We start from the raw sequence: 16563 nt of genomic DNA, 5'->3' as shown, positions 1-16563 counted from the left end.
TACCTGTGAACAAGAAAGAACGCTCGAAACGCAAGAAGCCCCGGTGGGGTTACCAGCCGGGGCTTCTTTGCAGTCGGCAGGCAACCCTTGGGGTGTGCCTGCAGGCGCGACGTTAGGCGTCGGCCATCGGCACACCGTCGCTAAACCAATAGCCAAAACCAAGGACGCCTTGCACGCAGCTTCCACCCGCCATTCCTGGCAGGCGATCAGTCGTTAATGTAGCGCGTGATGATGACATAAAGCGTCCCGATGGAAATATTGGCCGGATGCGGGCCGAATGTTGCAATCTATGAACTTATCTTGCCTGCATGCGCCGCGAATAGCAACTCGTCGCCAAGGGCTATTGGTTGCGCGGTGCGTAGGAGAACACGTCTGAGAACACCCGGTCCTCAGCGAGTCCCTTGCGCTCCAGCACGTCCATGCAGGCATACACCATACCGGGCGAGCCGGAAATATAAACGTCCCATTCGCTGGGCGTCATGGATGCCTGTTCAAGCGCCAGGTCTATACGCCCCTGATGGTGGCTAATGCGCTCGCCGGGGGCCATCGGTTCCGTCAGCGGAAACTCGGTGACGGCCTGAAAGTCGACATTGGGATAACGCTGTGCCCAGTCGCAGGCCAGCACCTCGGCGTAAAGATCGCGATGCTCACGCACCGCCCACCACAGAGAGATCCGGCGCTCAGGCTGGGTTTTCAGCGATGCTTCAATGATTGCCTTCATTTGCGCGAAGCCGGTACCTGCCGCAATCAACCATAGCGGGCGCGTGCTTTGGGCATCCAGAACGCAATCCCCACCGGGGAGCCGCACGGTCAGTTGATTGGCGACCTGCAAAAGCTCCCGCAGACGCGCCGAGTTTTCTCGCTCAGGCCAGTGCTGAATGTGCAACTCCAGGATACCGTCGCCACGCTCGGCGCTGGCGATCGAAAAGGGTACCCAGGTCGACTCATCGAGCTTGAGCTCTAAATATTGTCCTGGCGCGTGCTGCATGGCCTCGGCGCGCCCTTCAAGGGTGACACCGAATACGTCGGGATTGAGGTCCTCGACGGCCGTGACCTGGCAAGTCAACATCCTTGCACTCATGAAAGCCTCTTTGGTTAAAAATCAGTCGGGATACTGGCTAAGCGCCGCTGCCTTTGCGCGGTGACGGCAAGGGAATATCGATACCCAGGCTTTCCCAACGCGCATCGACCCGGGCCTTGATATCTTCATCCATCACGATGGGCGTGCCCCACTCACGATCGGTTTCCCCCGGCCACTTGTTGGTGGCGTCCAGGCCCATTTTCGACCCCAGCCCCGACACGGGAGACGCAAAATCGAGATAATCGATCGGGGTGTTTTCCACCATGACGGTATCACGGGCCGGATCCATACGCGTGGTGATGGCCCACATGACATCTTCCCAATTACGCGCGTCCACATCATCATCCAGCACGATAACAAACTTGGTGTACATGAACTGGCGTAAAAAACTCCATACCCCCATCATCACGCGCTTGGCGTGGCCGGGGTACTGTTTCTTCATGGTGACCACCGCCATGCGATAGGAACAGCCTTCAGGGGGCAGGTAGAAGTCGATAATTTCAGGGAATTGCTTGTGCAGAATGGGCACAAACACTTCGTTGAGCGCCACGCCCAGGATGGCGGGCTCGTCCGGTGGCCTGCCGGTGTAGGTCGAATGATAGATTGCGTCACGGCGCATGGTCATGCGCGTCACGGTAAACACCGGGAAGTGGTCGACCTCGTTATAATACCCGGTGTGATCCCCGTAGGGGCCTTCAGGCGCCATATCGTCGGGATAGATGAAGCCTTCGAGGATAATTTCCGCCGAGGCAGGCACGTCCAGTTCGGCGTGACCACATTTCACCAGCTCGGTGCGCGAACCACGCAACAACCCGGCAAAGGCATACTCGGACAGTGTATCGGGTACCGGGGTCACTGCGCCCAGGATGGTCGCCGGGTCGGCGCCGAGGGCGACCGCCACAGGGAACGGCTCGCCCGGGTGCGCCTTTTGAAATTCCTGAAAATCCAGCGCTCCGCCGCGATGGGATAGCCAGCGCATGATCAGGCGATTTTTGGCGATCTTCTGCTGGCGGTAGATCCCCAGGTTCTGGCGCTTTTTATGCGGCCCCTGGGTGATCACCAACGGCCAGGTCACCAGCGGCGCTGCGTCGCCAGGCCAGCAGTGCTGGATGGGCAGACGACCCAGGTCGACCTCATCTCCCTCGAACACAATCTCCTGCACCGGCGCGCGCTTGACCTGCTTGGGGCCCATGCTGAGCACCTGCTTGAAGATGGGCAGCTTGCTCCAGGCGTCTTTAAGTCCCTTGGGTGGGTCGGGCTCTTTCAAAAAGGCCAGCAGCTTGCCAACTTCGCGCAGCGCCTCGACCGACTCCTGCCCCATGCCCAGCGCTACCCGTTTGGGCGTGCCGAACAAGTTGCCCAGCAGCGGCATGTCGTGACCCTTGACGTTTTCGAACAGCAGCGCCGGGCCACCGGCACGCAGCGTGCGGTCGCAGATTTCGGTAATTTCCAGATAGGGATCAACTTCAGCGGTAATTCGCTTCAGTTCGCCTTGGGCCTCAAGAGCCGTGATGAACTCGCGCAAATCATGGTACTTCAATGCACACTCCCTGGCTGGCCATCATGCCGCTAGGCCTGTTTGAGGAAACCTTAGCGGCGCTTCATCGCGTCAAAAAACTCCAGATTGGTCTTGGTATCTTTCAAGCGGTCAATCAGGAACTCGGTGGCAGCGGTGTCCTCCATAGGATTCAACAGCTTGCGCAATATCCACATGCGCTGCATCTCTTCTTCGGAGGCCAGCAGGTCTTCACGACGCGTGCCGCTGCGACGGATATTGATCGCCGGGAAGACGCGTTTTTCAGCCAGTTTACGGTCCAGGTGCGCTTCCATGTTACCGGTGCCCTTGAATTCCTCGAAAATGACTTCGTCCATTTTCGAACCGGTATCTACCAGGGCCGTGGCAATAATCGTCAGGCTGCCGCCCTCTTCGATATTACGCGCCGCACCGAAGAAGCGTTTGGGCTTCTCGAGCGCGTGAGCATCCACACCGCCGGTCAGCACTTTACCCGAGCTTGGCACCACGGTGTTGTAAGCACGCGCCAGGCGGGTGATGGAATCAAGCAGAATCACCACGTCCTTTTTGTGCTCGACCAGCCGCTTGGCTTTCTCGATGACCATCTCGGCCACCTGCACATGTCGGGCGGGCGGCTCATCGAAGGTTGAGGCGACCACTTCGCCACGCACGGTGCGCGACATCTCGGTCACTTCCTCGGGGCGCTCATCGATCAACAGGACGATCAAATGACATTCGGGGTTATTGCGCGTGATCGAGGTGGCGATGTTCTGCAACATCAGTGTCTTACCCGCTTTGGGGGGTGACACCAGCAGGCCACGCTGACCTTTGCCGATCGGCGCTGTCAGGTCGATGATCCGCGAGGTCAGATCCTCGGTGGAACCATTACCGATTTCCATGCGCAGGCGATCGTCCGGAAACAGCGGCGTCAGGTTCTCGAAGAGAATCTTGTGCTTGGCGTTTTCCGGGCGGTCAAAGTTGATCTGGCTGACCTTGAGCAGCGCAAAATAACGCTCGCCCTCTTTGGGCGGCCGGATCTTGCCCGAGATGGAGTCGCCTTTACGCAGATTAAAGCGACGGATTTGCGAGGGCGAGACATAGATATCGTCCGGCCCGGCGAGATAAGAGCTGTCGGCGCTGCGCAAAAAGCCAAAGCCATCCTGAAGAATTTCCAGCACCCCATCGCCGTAGATATCCTCGCCGCTTTTGGCGTGCTTCTTGAGGATGGCGAAGATGATGTCCTGCTTGCGCGAACGGGCCAAGTTATCGATACCCATTTCACGGGCGATATCGAGCAGCTCGGGAACGGTTTTTTGCTTGAGTTCAGTGAGATTCATCGGTGTGATTAGAAAGTTGCTCATGAAAGCTGGGCGCTAAGCGCCTAAATAGGACAGGAGGCGTAGCTCTTGATTATATGGCTAGGCGCCGTGTGATGCGTTCAGACCCCGAAGAAGGCACTCACTCGAATAAAGGGGCTAGACTGAGACTTGTTAACCACATGATCAATGGTGGCTCAGTTCGAGGGTGCTAGTGCTGATAAGTCTGGTCAGCACAGGAACGGCTGGGCCAGCGGGCTATCTGACGACTTGGACATCTGGCCGACATCATTGGACGCGATAGTCAAAAGCTTCACCGCGCAATTGCGCCAGTTACAGCGCTAAATGATGCCTGGGGCGACCTGGGTAATATATGGGTAAATCCGGTCGTATCAAGCCAGTAGCTCGATGTTAGTCAACCCCCGCGTCAAACGCAAGCTTTTGGCAATTGACAATAAATAAAGCCCACCGCAACCTTGGGTCAGTCAACACGAAGGATAGCTCATGCCCAAGGACATTTCGCTCCCCACTGATGCCGCTGACGCAGCGGCCGACAACGGGGCACCACAACGTTTAGCGGCCATCGACATGGGGTCGAACAGCTTTCATCTGCTGGTGGCCAACTACCAGAATGAGCGCCTTCAAGTCGTGGCACGCCTCGGCGAAAAGGTCCAGCTTGCCGCCGGTTTGGATGAGGAGGGCCAGCTCAGTGAGGCCGCCATTCAACGAGCGTTGGATTGTTTGGGACGGTTTGCACCGTTCCTTACCGGTATTACCCAGCAACATTTGCGTATTGTGGGAACCAATGCGCTGCGCGATGCGCATAACAGCCAGGCCTTTATCGAACGCGCCGAGGCCCAGCTTGGTCACCACATCGAGATAATTGCCGGCCGCGAAGAAGCCCGCCTGATCTACCTGGGTGCTGCCCATGCCCTGGCGGAAAACGGTCGTCGCTTGATTGTCGATATCGGCGGTGGGTCCACCGAGTTCATCATCGGCGAGGCCTTTGAGCCCAGAGCGCTGGAGAGTCTGCGCATGGGCTGCGTGACCTTTTCGCGGCGCTTTTTCCCCGAAGGCGAGCTCAGCGAAAAGCGCATGCGCCGTGCCGAGCTGGCGGCACTTTCGGAGCTGGCCAATATTCAGCGACCTTATCAGCGCCTGGGCTGGGACGACCCGGTGGGCTCCAGCGGCACGATCAAGGCAGCGGCCAGCGTGCTCTTCGCCTATGGCGACACGACCCAGGAGGGCCTGATTACCCGCAGCGGCCTGAAAAAGCTGCGCGAACGGCTTATCAAGTGCAAACGGCTCGATAAGGTCGAGCTCGACGGTTTGAAGTCTGACCGCGCCAAGGTGTTTCCTGCCGGGATCGCCATATTGAGCGCTATTTTCGAAGCCTTCGACCTTGAGCAGATGCGCTTTGCCGACGGCGCCCTGCGCGAGGGAGTGCTGTATGACATGGCGGGGCGTAATAGCGCCGAAGATACCCGTTCGAAAAGCCTCGACGTGCTAAAGCGCACCTATGACGTGGATAACCGGCAGGCAGACAACGTGGCGGATACCGCCAGTCGATTATTTGATGCCCTCCAAGGTGACTGGTCGCTGAACAACTCACTCAGGCGTTATTTACGCTGGGCGAGTCACGTACACGAAATTGGCCTGGCCATTTCCCACAGCCAGTTTCACCGCCACGGCGCTTACCTGATTGAACATTCGGATCTGGCCGGCTTTTCCCGCCCGGAACAGCAACTGCTGGCGTTTTTAGTCCGCGCCCACCGGCGCAAATTCCCCCTAAAAGAGTGGCAGGCGATGCCTAAAAGCCAGCAGGCACAAAGCGCCAAGCTGGCGCGCCTACTGCGGCTGGCGGTGTTGTTCAACCATTCACGGCCTGAACACGCCCCGCCGCTCCCCGAGGTAAGCGCCAACGGTGATCAATTGACGATCACGCTGCCTGAAAGCGACGAGCCAACACTGTTGAGCACAGATCTGGAACAGGAACAAGGCTACATGGAGACGGCGGGGTTCAGCCTGCATCTTGTTGAGCAACCCATTAGCCCAACCTGACGCCGTCCGCCCGCCACAAGATGGTGGCGGGCGGCTGAATCACGCCCAGACATTCATCTTCTTGCATCACCATGACTATCCACTCGCGCTGCCAGGGCGGCAAGTGGGCTTCTTGCAACAGCCGCTTTACCGCCCGGCGGCCTCGCTTTGGCAGTCGAATCACCTCGCCTCCCTGGCGCCAGCGCAGCGTCACCGGCTGGTCGGTATCGAGCGTCAGCGCAAGCGGACCCAGCGGCGTGTCGATGCCCGGCTGACCGTTCCAGGTGATTTGCCAGGGTAGCGGGCTCTCTAACGGCGGCATCACAAACAATCTCTCTCGCCACACCCGGGCATCGGCCCCCGGCCAAGTGACGCGCACCTGAGCGTCGCGCCCGGCCATCAGTTGATCAAGCAGGGTTTCCAGACGCTCTCGCGGCGGCGTGGGCAAGCCCGCCTGCTGACACAATGTGCGCACCAGCAGGCGCTGGCGAGGGCGGTCGCGTGAGCGCAACGCGGTCACGTTCAGGCCATCACCCTCTTGCAGGGTTTGCAGTTCTTCACCGGCGTAGGCGGCCAACAAGGCGTCGGCTTCTCCCGCGAGGCGGGCGCTTTGCGATAGCGCCCGGCGTGCTGCAGGCCAGCGCGCTTCAAGTCGCGGCACTACCTGGTGGCGCAGCAGGTTGCGGTCCAGGGCAACGTCGTCGTTGGTCGGGTCGTCGCACCAGGCTAGCTGCATGGCCCTGGCCGTTTCGGCGAGCTGATCACGACCTATATCAAGCCAGGGACGCAACAGGGTGATGCCCTGCCAGTCACGGCGATAGGGCATAGCGGCGAGTCCGCGAACCCCGCTACCACGCATCGCGGCCAGCAGCAGCGTTTCAGCCTGATCGTCCTGATGCTGGGCCAGCCAGAGTGTATCGCCAGGCGGGATATGCTGTCGAAAGGCGGCCAGGCGCGCCCGGCGAGCAGCACCTTCAAGCCCTTCGCCCTGGCGTTCGACCGTTACCCTGGCCACCGTGAGGGGCACGCCGAGCCTGGCACACAACGCCTGGCAGTGCGCTTCAAACGCGTCGGCGGCGGGTTGCAACGCATGATTGACGTGCAGCGCTCGTAGGCGACGTCGGACCTTTCGGCAGGCGTCCGCGGCCAGTGTCAAAAGTAGCGACGAATCCAGTCCGCCGGAGACGGCCACCCAAATAGATCGCCCCGGTGGGGTTTCCACCAGGGCGTCATTGAGCAGGCCAGCCAGCGATTCAGGCGGCTGGGGCGCCATAACTCATCAGGCGGTCATAGCGACGCGCCAGTAGCGCCTCGGTATCCATCTGTTGCAGCCGGTCGATGCTCGCCGTCAATGCTTCCTTGATGCGTTCGGACGTCGTCACCGGATGCCGGTGCGCGCCACCCAACGGCTCCTTGATCAGCGAGTCGACAAAACCCAGCTCTTTCAAGCGCTCGGCGGTAATGCCCATCGCCTGAGCAGCGTCTGAAGCCTTGTCGGCGCTCTTCCACAGAATCGACGCGCAGCCTTCCGGCGAGATCACCGAATAGGTCGAGTACTGCAGCATCTGCAGTTCATCGCACACACCAATCGCCAGTGCGCCGCCGGAACCGCCCTCACCGACCACCGTGGAGATAATTGGCGTCTTCAGGCGCGACATGACCGCCAGGTTGTAGGCAATCGCCTCGGACTGACCGCGCTCTTCGGCGTCGATCCCCGGGTAGGCCCCCGGCGTGTCGATAAAGGTCAGCACCGGCATCTTGAAGCGCTCGGCCATTTCCATCAGTCGGCAGGCCTTGCGGTAGCCTTCGGGACGCGGCATACCAAAATTGCGCCGCACCTTTTCCTTCACGTCGCGGCCCTTCTGGTGGCCGATCACCATGACAGGCTTATCATCCAGGCGCGCCACACCGCCGACGAGGGCGGCATCATCGCCGAAATTGCGATCGCCGTGCAGCTCGTCAAAGTCGCTGAAGATATGCTCAAGGTAATCAAGCGTGTAGGGGCGCTGGGGGTGGCGCGACAGCTGGGACACCTGCCAAGGGGTCAAATCCTTGAAAATCGACTCCGTCAGCTTGCGGCTTTTCTCTTCCAGCCGGGCGATTTCGTCGGAAAGATTGACCTGGCTATCGGAACTGACCAGACGCAGCTCTTCAATTTTTGCCTGAAGCTCGGCAATGGGCTGTTCAAAATCGAGATAATTAGGATTCATCGGCTCTGCCTGTTAAAAATAAGCCTTGTCGAAACGCGCATGTATGACGCCATTATCGCACCCTGACCCTATCACGCAAGGCACCACGAAGAACGCGCATTACTTGTACCGTAGCTGGACACCCACCTGCCCCTGGACATCGCGCAGGGTGAGCAGCAAATCATCGCTGGGGGCGACCTTCCATTCATCCGCCAGTTCCAGCCAGCCCACGGCATCGGGGTGTCGATACTGCAGGCGGACAGGCAACCCGGCCTCGTCGCGAAATGGTGACAGGCTGGCGCGCAAGCTCTCGACCAGACGGCCGTTGAGCTGCTGGGCATCCAGTGCCAACTCCACTGCCTGACCAAAGCGGGCGCGAGCCGCCACCATGGGCGTGACATCCTTGCCGCGCAGCTTGAGCCCACCGGAGAAGTCATCGTTGGACACCTCACCTTCGATAATCACCACTTCATCGGCGGCGATTTGCCCACGCAATTGTTCGAACAGCTCGCCAAATAGCGAGGCCTCGATGCGCCCGGTGCGGTCATCCAGGGTGATAAACGCCATGGTATCGCCGCGCTTTGATTTCATGGTGCGCATGGCCACCACCAAACCAGCGATACGCTGGGGCTCCCAGGACGCTTTTAAATCGCTGATCCGCGTCGATACAAAGCGCTTTAATTCACGCTCGTACTCGTCAATCGGGTGGCCTGTCAGATAAAGGCCGAGGGTATCTTTCTCACCGGACAGCCGTTCGCGGTCGGTCCATTCACGGACGTGGCGGTATTCAGCGTAGACATCTACCGCCTCTTCTTCAGCGGCAAACGCCTCGCCGAACATATCCAGCATACCCAGATTCTGGTTGGTGTGATTTTGCGCGGCGGCCTTGAGAGCGTCTTCCATGGCAGCGGCTAGCACGGCGCGATTCGGCCCCAGATTATCCAGCGCGCCGGAGCGGATCAGCGCTTCCAGCGTGCGCTTGTTCATGCGTTTGGGGTCAATACGCTTGCAGAAATCGAAGAGGTCGCTGAATGCGCCGCCTGCCTCACGAGCGTCAACGATGGCGCCAATCGGACCCTCACCAACGCCACGAATCGCCCCCAGTCCGTATACCACGCGGCCCTCAATGTCGACGGTGAACTTGTAGCCGCCCACATTGACGTCCGGTGGGGTCACTGTCAGCTTGAGGTTTCGGCACTCTTCAATCAGCGGCACAACCTTATCCAGATTGTCCATTTCCGTGGACATCACCGCCGCCATGAAGGGCCCCGGGTAGTGCGCCTTGAGCCAGGCGGTCTGGTACGAGACCAGTGCGTAGGCGGCCGAGTGCGACTTGTTGAAGCCGTAACCAGCAAACTTCTCTACCAGATCAAAGATATTGCCCGCCAGGTCTTTATCAATGCCGTTGGCGGCGCAGCCTTCCATGAAGCCGGCGCGCTGCTTGGCCATTTCCTCGGGCTTTTTCTTGCCCATCGCCCGGCGCAGCATGTCGGCCTGGCCGAGCGTGTAGCCCGCCATCACCTGGGCGATCTGCATGACCTGTTCCTGGTACAGGATGATGCCATAGGTGGGAGCCAGCACCGTTTTCAACAGCTCGTGCTGGTAATCAGGGTGTGGATAAGATACTTCCGCGCGGCCGTGCTTGCGGTTGATAAAGTCGTCCACCATGCCCGACTGCAGCGGGCCGGGGCGGAACAGCGCCACCAGGGCGATCATGTCGTCGAGTGAATCGGGCAACAGGCGCTTGATCAGTTCCTTCATGCCGCGGGATTCCAGCTGGAACACCGCCGTGGTCTCGGCACGCTTGAGCATCTCGAAGGTCTTGCCATCGTCCAGGGGAATGGCGTCGATATTGAGCGGCCCCTGGTCGTTGGCTTCGCGCACCTTGTCGACCATTTCCAGCGCCCAGTCGATAATGGTCAGCGTGCGCAGCCCCAGAAAGTCGAACTTCACCAGCCCGGCGTCTTCGATATCGTTTTTATCGAACTGCACCATCAGGCCCGAACCGTCCTCATCGCAGAGCAACGGCGAAAAGTCGGTGAGCTTGGTAGGCGCGATCACCACGCCCCCGGCGTGCTTGCCGGTGCCCCGGGTGGTGCCCTCCAGCTTGAGGGCCATTTCCCAGATTTCTTCAGCTTCTTCATCGCTGTCGATAAATTCTTTCAGCGCCGCTTCCTGCTCGATCGCCTTATCGAGCGTCATGCCCACTTCAAAGGGAATCAGCTTGGAGAGTTTGTCGCCCAGCGAATAGGGCTTGCCCTGGGCGCGAGCGACGTCGCGCACCACCGCCTTGGCGGCCATGGTGCCAAAGGTGACAATCTGCGATACCGCATCACGCCCATAGCGGTCGGCCACGTACTCGATGACGCGGTCGCGCTTCTCCATGCAGAAGTCGACGTCAAAGTCGGGCATGGAAACCCGCTCGGGGTTCAGGAACCGCTCGAAAAGCAGATCGTAACCGATGGGATCAAGGTCGGTGATCTTCTGCGCGTAGGCCACCAGTGAACCCGCACCGGAACCGCGACCGGGCCCTACCGGAACATTGTTGTCCTTGGCCCACTGGATAAAGTCCATCACGATCAGGAAGTAACCGGGAAAGCCCATCTGGATGATGATGTTCAACTCGAAATCGAGCCGCTCACGATAGCGCTGGTCGATTGCCTTGTACTCATCACCGTCGCGCGGGTAACGCTCGGCGGGGTACAAAAAATCCAGCCGGTCCGTGAGACCATCGTGGGAAATCTTGCGGAAAAACTCGTCCTGGGTCATGCCCTCGGGAATTTCGAACTCGGGCAGGAATATCTCACCGAGCCGCACGTCGACGCTGCAGCGCTCGGCGATCATCACGCTGTTTTCCAGCGCCTCGGGAATGTCGGCAAACAGCTCGGCCATCTCGGCAGGGCTTTTGAGATACTGCTCTTCGGTATAGCGACGCTCGCGCCGCGGGTCATCAAGCGCCTTGCCTTCACCGATCGCCACGCGTGTTTCATGGGCCCAATAGTCATCGCGCTCCAGGAAACGCACATCGTTGGTCGCCACCACCGGTGTCTGGGTGTCAATCGCCAGTTTCACGCTGGCATGCACACAGTCTTCTTCCAGGGGCCGCCCGGTGCGGATGAGCTCAAGGTAGAAACGGTCGGGGAACGCCTGCTGCCACTCCTCCAGCAACCCACGTGCTTCGCGCTCGTGGTCGGAAAGCAGGTGGCGGCCTATTTCACCATCGCGCGCCCCAGACAGCGCAATCAGTCCTTCACTTTGTGAAAGCACCCACTGTTTATCCAGAATGGCGCGGCCCTGCCGCTGGCCGTCGGTCCAGCCTCTGGAAATCAGTTCGGTCAAATTGCGATAACCGATATCGTTCATCGCCAGCAGCGTCAGCCGGTAGGGGTGCGCCTCGTCGTGGGGATTATGCAGCCACAAGTCGCTGCCGATAATAGGCTTCAGACCAGCGCCCTGGGCAGCCTTATAAAACTTTACCAGACCAAACAGGTTGGCTTCGTCGGTCAGCGCCAGCGCTGGCATCTCGCGCTCAGCGGTCGTGCTGACCAGGGACTTGAGCTTGACCAAGCCATCGACCAGGGAATATTCACTGTGCAAACGTAGATGAACGAACGGAACCGTCATGAGACTCTCGGTAAAAACGCTGAGTAAATAGAAAGGCTACAGCAGTGCTAACTGGCGCTGCACCGGCGCAAAGCTTCGTCGATGGTCGGCTAATGGTCCATGAACCGCAAGCGCTGATAGATGCTCTCGGGTTGGATAGCCCTTGTGGCGCGCAAACCCATACTCAGGATAGCGCATATCCAGGGCAACCATCTGGGCATCCCGGGCAACCTTGGCCAAAATAGACGCCGCCGCTATTGCCGGATGCCGGGCATCGCCTTTGACGACCGCCTGACCGGGTAGCACATGACCCGGCAGCCGATTTCCGTCCACCAGCAAGTACTCAGCCGCCGGAGCGAGACCATCGATGGCTCGTCGCATGGCCAGGTGCGTGGCATGATAAATATTGAGCTGGTCCACCTCGGCGGCGCTGGCCTCGGCCACCGTAAACGCCAGTGCATGCTCGCGAATCAAGTTATCCAGTGCTTCCCGCCTGCGCGCCGTCAGCTTTTTGGAGTCGGTCAGACCATCGATGGGCCTGGCAGGATCAAGGATCACGGCGGCGGCTACCACACTGCCTACCAGCGGCCCCCTGCCCACTTCATCGACCCCCGCCAGGCGCTCACCGGCATAGTCAATCTGCAGTGGTGGAAAATCGATTGCTTTAACACCCATCGATGCTGTCATCCTGTACGGCTAATGGCTGACCGGCGACCAGCGCGTCGATGGCATCTGCCGCTCGGCGGCTGGCATTCCGCTGAAGCGCCTGGTGCATTGAGGCAAAGCGGGCTTCCAATGCGTGCCGACCCGCATCGTCGGTCAATAACGCGCTGAGCTGCTCGGCAATCGCCTCGGGTGAGGCATCGTCCTGTATCAGTTCAGGCACAATCGACTGCTGAGCAATCAGGTTGGGTAATGACACCCAGGATGTCTTGACCAGCCGCTTGGCCAGCCAGTGCGTCACCGGAGCCATTTTGTAGGCCACCACCATGGCGCGGTGGCACAGCATGGCCTCCAGCGCAGCGGTGCCTGACGCCAACAGTACGGCATCACTTGCTACCATCGCCTCGCGGGCCTGACCATCGAGTAACACCACGCGTTCGCCAAGCGCTGGATAGACGTCCAAGAGCTGATCAATTTCGTCACGTCGCTGTGCGCTGGCCGCCGGAATCACCACCTGGAGTGTGCGATGCTGTTGGCAGAGCGTCTCGGCCGCTTGCAAGAAGGTCGCGCCTAAAAAGCGTATCTCATTGCCCCTTGACCCGGGTAGCAGCGCCAGTACCGGCGCCTGCTCGTCCAGACCAAGTGATTGACGGATGCTTGACCGATCGTTCTCGAGCGGCAGTTCATCGGCTAGCGGGTGACCCACGAAAGCAACCGGCACCTGATGACGGCGATAGAAAGCCGCTTCAAAGGGCAACAGCGTCAGCATGCCGTCCACGGCTCTGGCAATCTTTTTTACCCGGCGTTGCCGCCACGCCCATACCGACGGACTGACATAATGCGCCGTCGTTATGCCCGTTTCGCGAAGCTGCTTCTCAAGGCCGATATTGAAGTCGGGGGCGTCGATGCCGATCATGATATCGGGCTGCCAGGCGATGGCTTCTTCACGTAGCGTCCGGCGTACGCGAAGAAGCTCAGGCAAGTGCTTGATGACTTCCACCAGCCCCATCACTGACAGGGTTTCGAGGGGGAAGCGACTAGTGAGTCCCTGAGCCTCCATGCGCGGGCCGCCGATGCCGCGAAACTCAACACCCGGGTGGCGTGCATTGAGTTCGCGCATCAGCCCCGCGCCGAGGATATCGCCGGAAAGCTCGCCTGCTACCAGGTAAATGCGCTGTGGTTGCATGAAAACCGCCGGTTAGCGGGTAATGCCGCGTGTTGAACGCTCAATGGAATCAGCGAAGTGGGACACTTCAGGAATTGGGAAGCGGCTACGCATTTCGGCAAGTGCCTGCTCAACGGTCAAGCCTTGCCGGTACACCAATTTGTAGGAAGCACTCAGGGCGTTGATGGCTTCGCTGCTGAAACCACGTCGTTTCAAACCCACAAGGTTGAGACCGCGGGCTTCAGCAGGATTGCCGTTGATCATCACATACGCGGGCGTATCCTTGGTGATGATTGAGCCCCCGCCTGCCATGGCATGGTCGCCGAAATAGCAAAACTGATGGATCGCCGCCAATCCGCCCAGAATGGCAAAATTGCCGACTGTCACGTGACCGGCCAATGTGACCTGGTTGGCCAGAATACAGTCATCGCCAATCACGCAATCGTGGCCCACATGCACATACGCCATGATCAGGTTGCGCGACCCGATGGTAGTTTCACCACGGTCCTGAACCGTGCCGCGGTGCAGCGTGGCACCTTCGCGAATGACGTTATCATCACCCATCACCAGGCGCGTTGGCTCGCCTGCGTACTTTTTATCCTGACAATCCTCGCCCACAGAGGCAAACTGGAAAATGCGCGTGCGCTCACCGAGGCTAGTCGGTCCCTTGATCACCACATGGGGACCGACAACCGACCCCGCACCAATGGTGACATCCGGGCCAATCACACTAAAAGGGCCAACCTCAACGTCGTCAGCAAGCTGCGCGGCGGGATCAACAAGGGCGGTAGGATGTATCAAGCTACTTTCCTCTCAGCACAAATAATCTCTGCTTCGCAGGCCAGTTCACCATCCACCGTTGCACGGCAGGCGAATTTCCAGATGCCCCGTTTGCCACGGATAACATCGGCTTCGAGCATCATCTGGTCGCCAGGCATTACCGGGCGCTTGAAACGTACTTTATCACTACCCACCAGGTAATACACATAGCCATCGGCGGGAAGTTTGTTAACCGTTTTAAACCCTAGAATACCGCAGGCCTGAGCCAACGCTTCTATCACCAGGACACCCGGCATGATGGGATGGTGGGGAAAATGACCGTTAAAAAACGGCTCGTTAATGCTGACGTTTTTATACGCAACGATGGATTCGCCCTTGGTCAACTGCGTTACCCGGTCAACCAGCAAAAACGGGTAGCGGTGCGGCAAGTACTCGCGAATTTCGTTAATATCCATAACCATCGTAGCGACCTCTAAAAAGACAAAACACCTGGTACATCAGGCAAACATCGGCACACAGGCCGATCAAAAGGCAGTGGATTATAACGCGCTGCGGATGAGCCTCAACCGGCCCACTGCCATATTCACACAGTCACGATTGGCCGCGATGATTTTTTTCCAAACGAGACAAACGCTTGGCAATCTCATCAAGCTGTTTGAAACGGACGGCATTTTTTCGCCATTGGGCATTGCCCATGGCGCCGGTGCCGGAAGAATAAACGCCGGGTTCGTGGATAGAGTTGGTCACCAGACTCATTCCGGTCACCTGGACACCATCGCAGATCGTCAGGTGGCCTGAAAGGCCAACGCCTCCACCCAGCATGCAGTGCCGCCCCACATGGGTTGAACCGGCGATACCCACGCAGCCAGCTAGTGCGCTGTGATCGCCGACCGTGACGTTATGGGCAATCTGCACTTGGCTGTCGATCTTCACATCATTACCGATCACGGTATTGCCCAGCGCCCCCCGGTCAATGCTTGAGCAACTACCGACCTCGACGTCATCGCCGAGCACCACACCGCCCAATTGAGCAATCTTGTGCCACTTGCCGCCATCGTGGGCAAAGCCAAACCCATCTCCGCCAATCACACAGCCGCTCTGCAGGATGACACGCTTGCCTATCACGACGCCATGACACACGGTGACGTTGGCATGTAAACGCGTCCCCTCGCCGATAATACTGTCGGCGCCCACTAGACTGCCCGCGCCAATGACCACGTCGTCACCCAGCACCACCCCTTCCTCGATGACCGCATTGGCCTGCACACTGACGCCATCCCCGAGCGAAACGCTTTCAGCAACAACCGCACTTGGGTGTATTCCCGGCACATCACGGGCAGGTAACGGGTCAAAAAGCTGGGAGAGTGTGGCATAACCCAAATATGGATTATCGATTTCCAGGCGTGGCACCGGGCAGCTTTTGCCATGCTCAGGGTGGAGCAGAACCGCCCCTGCCTGCGTCATGGCCAGATCTTTCAGGTAGGCGCGATTAGCCAGAAAAGCCACCTGATCTGCCTGGGCGTCTTTAAGCGTCGCCAAGCCTCTGATGGGCTGGCTCCCGTCACCCTCGAAGGTAACATTCAAATGGCGGGCAATATCCGCAAGGGTCAGGTCGTGAGAAGCGTGGGTCATGGGCGGCCAAGGAACCTTTGGTGCGGCTGAGCCGCACCGAGCATTATGGGTATTTTAGTTGAGCGAGTTAAAAATCTGCGTGACTTCATCCGTCACGTTGGGTAAATCTCTGGATGAATGCAGCACGCCTTGGGGCTCAACCAAGACTTCAATACCATGTCGATCAATCACTTGTTCAACCGCCTGTTCCAGTTTGGCTTCGGCGCCCTCAAGAAACTGTTGCTCTGAGCGTTGCTGCGCCTGACCAATTTGCTGGCGTAACTGCTCAAATCGACGACCTTTTTCCTGCAATTCAGCAATCAGCGACTCGCGTTGTGCCTCGGACATCGTCTCGCCCTCGGTCTGCAAGCGTTCCTGTAAGCCCTGCAATTCGCTGCCCAGGCTTTCAGCTTCACGCTGCTGGTTACCAATCTCGCTTTCCAGTCGGCTGATCGATGATTGAGCGGAATCGCTGTTCATCAATGCCGCACGCCAGTCAAGAACAGCCACTTCGTCTGCCTGAGCCTGAGCAGATAACACCATGGCACCCAATAGACAAACGACCCTAGTGAGCTTAAGCATGGTCATAACTCCTTTTTGTA

The 16563-nt window shown here is 58.9% G+C and carries 14 protein-coding genes; 1 reads left to right on the top strand and 13 read right to left on the bottom strand.

Annotated features, from left to right (window positions below; all coding sequences use genetic code 11):
• Positions 1 to 112 precede the first annotated feature (112 nt).
• From B7L15_RS19750 to rho, 4 genes are all read right to left on the bottom strand, one after another.
• A complete protein-coding gene (locus tag B7L15_RS19750) occupies positions 113 to 238 on the bottom strand; it encodes a hypothetical protein (protein ID WP_254902877.1) in 126 nt (41 codons plus the stop codon).
• Positions 239 to 340: 102 nt separating this feature from the next.
• Complete coding sequence (locus B7L15_RS07425; protein ID WP_085918357.1) at positions 341 to 1081, bottom strand: NAD(P)H-flavin reductase; 741 nt, start codon at positions 1079 to 1081, stop codon at positions 341 to 343.
• Between the two features lie 37 nt (positions 1082 to 1118).
• Entirely contained in the window at positions 1119 to 2621 is a 1503-nt protein-coding gene (ubiD, locus tag B7L15_RS07420; protein ID WP_085918356.1) for a 4-hydroxy-3-polyprenylbenzoate decarboxylase, read from the bottom strand.
• Between the two features lie 50 nt (positions 2622 to 2671).
• The gene (gene rho, locus B7L15_RS07415; protein ID WP_066322024.1) at positions 2672 to 3931 is read right to left on the bottom strand and encodes a transcription termination factor Rho; all 1260 of its coding nucleotides are present in this window, start codon (positions 3929 to 3931) and stop codon (positions 2672 to 2674) included.
• A 483-nt stretch (positions 3932 to 4414) separates the two neighbouring features.
• On the opposite strand from rho, the gene ppx reads away from it, so the two are divergent.
• A complete protein-coding gene (gene ppx / locus B7L15_RS07410) occupies positions 4415 to 5971 on the top strand; it encodes an exopolyphosphatase (protein WP_085918355.1) in 1557 nt (518 codons plus the stop codon).
• Here the strand turns inward: ppx and tilS are convergent.
• From tilS to B7L15_RS07365, 9 genes are all read right to left on the bottom strand, one after another.
• On the bottom strand, positions 5958 to 7223 hold the full coding sequence (gene tilS, locus B7L15_RS07405; RefSeq protein ID WP_085918354.1) for a tRNA lysidine(34) synthetase TilS: 1266 nt from the start codon (positions 7221 to 7223) through the stop codon (positions 5958 to 5960). The genes ppx and tilS overlap by 14 nt on opposite strands.
• Positions 7204 to 8160, bottom strand: coding sequence for an acetyl-CoA carboxylase carboxyl transferase subunit alpha (accA, locus tag B7L15_RS07400; RefSeq protein WP_085918353.1), 957 nt, complete (start codon positions 8158 to 8160; stop codon positions 7204 to 7206). The genes tilS and accA overlap by 20 nt, the downstream gene beginning before the upstream one ends.
• A gap of 99 nt (positions 8161 to 8259) precedes the next feature.
• Positions 8260 to 11763 carry a DNA polymerase III subunit alpha gene (gene dnaE, locus B7L15_RS07395; RefSeq protein WP_085918352.1) on the bottom strand — a complete coding sequence of 1168 codons (3504 nt, stop codon included), beginning with the start codon at positions 11761 to 11763 and terminating at the stop codon, positions 8260 to 8262.
• A 36-nt stretch (positions 11764 to 11799) separates the two neighbouring features.
• Positions 11800 to 12417: a ribonuclease HII gene (gene rnhB, locus B7L15_RS07390; protein WP_085918351.1), complete on the bottom strand. Its 618-nt coding sequence runs from the start codon at positions 12415 to 12417 to the stop codon at positions 11800 to 11802.
• Positions 12407 to 13591: a lipid-A-disaccharide synthase gene (gene lpxB, locus B7L15_RS07385; protein WP_085918350.1), complete on the bottom strand. Its 1185-nt coding sequence runs from the start codon at positions 13589 to 13591 to the stop codon at positions 12407 to 12409. The genes rnhB and lpxB overlap by 11 nt, the downstream gene beginning before the upstream one ends.
• Before the next feature lie 12 nt (positions 13592 to 13603).
• Complete coding sequence (gene lpxA, locus B7L15_RS07380) at positions 13604 to 14371, bottom strand: acyl-ACP--UDP-N-acetylglucosamine O-acyltransferase (protein ID WP_085918349.1); 768 nt, start codon at positions 14369 to 14371, stop codon at positions 13604 to 13606.
• Entirely contained in the window at positions 14368 to 14811 is a 444-nt protein-coding gene (gene fabZ / locus B7L15_RS07375) for a 3-hydroxyacyl-ACP dehydratase FabZ (RefSeq protein WP_085918348.1), read from the bottom strand. The genes lpxA and fabZ overlap by 4 nt, the downstream gene beginning before the upstream one ends.
• Positions 14812 to 14941: 130 nt before the next feature.
• Positions 14942 to 15982 (bottom strand): UDP-3-O-(3-hydroxymyristoyl)glucosamine N-acyltransferase, encoded by a 1041-nt coding sequence (gene lpxD / locus B7L15_RS07370; protein ID WP_085918347.1) that lies wholly within the window; start codon positions 15980 to 15982, stop codon positions 14942 to 14944.
• Positions 15983 to 16036: 54 nt separating this feature from the next.
• On the bottom strand, positions 16037 to 16543 hold the full coding sequence (locus tag B7L15_RS07365) for an OmpH family outer membrane protein (protein WP_085918346.1): 507 nt from the start codon (positions 16541 to 16543) through the stop codon (positions 16037 to 16039).
• Positions 16544 to 16563: the final 20 nt, after the last annotated feature.

The organism is Halomonas sp. CSM-2 (genome assembly GCF_002119345.1).
Lineage (GTDB): Bacteria > Pseudomonadota > Gammaproteobacteria > Pseudomonadales > Halomonadaceae > Vreelandella > Vreelandella janggokensis.
This window is presented reverse-complemented; position numbering and strand designations above follow the sequence as displayed.

Coding starts and splice junctions, on each gene's coding strand:
- ppx (WP_085918355.1), top strand. CDS start 4,415: ATGCCCAAGGACATTTCGCTCCCCACTGATGCCGCTGACGCAGCGGCC.
- rho (WP_066322024.1), bottom strand. CDS start 3,931: ATGAATCTCACTGAACTCAAGCAAAAAACCGTTCCCGAGCTGCTCGAT.
- lpxB (WP_085918350.1), bottom strand. CDS start 13,591: ATGCAACCACAGCGCATTTACCTGGTAGCAGGCGAGCTTTCCGGCGAT.
- B7L15_RS07425 (WP_085918357.1), bottom strand. CDS start 1,081: ATGAGTGCAAGGATGTTGACTTGCCAGGTCACGGCCGTCGAGGACCTC.
- fabZ (WP_085918348.1), bottom strand. CDS start 14,811: ATGGTTATGGATATTAACGAAATTCGCGAGTACTTGCCGCACCGCTAC.
- rnhB (WP_085918351.1), bottom strand. CDS start 12,417: ATGGGTGTTAAAGCAATCGATTTTCCACCACTGCAGATTGACTATGCC.
- dnaE (WP_085918352.1), bottom strand. CDS start 11,763: ATGACGGTTCCGTTCGTTCATCTACGTTTGCACAGTGAATATTCCCTG.
- accA (WP_085918353.1), bottom strand. CDS start 8,160: ATGAATCCTAATTATCTCGATTTTGAACAGCCCATTGCCGAGCTTCAG.
- B7L15_RS07365 (WP_085918346.1), bottom strand. CDS start 16,543: ATGCTTAAGCTCACTAGGGTCGTTTGTCTATTGGGTGCCATGGTGTTA.
- tilS (WP_085918354.1), bottom strand. CDS start 7,223: ATGGCGCCCCAGCCGCCTGAATCGCTGGCTGGCCTGCTCAATGACGCC.
- lpxD (WP_085918347.1), bottom strand. CDS start 15,982: ATGACCCACGCTTCTCACGACCTGACCCTTGCGGATATTGCCCGCCAT.
- B7L15_RS19750 (WP_254902877.1), bottom strand. CDS start 238: ATGTCATCATCACGCGCTACATTAACGACTGATCGCCTGCCAGGAATG.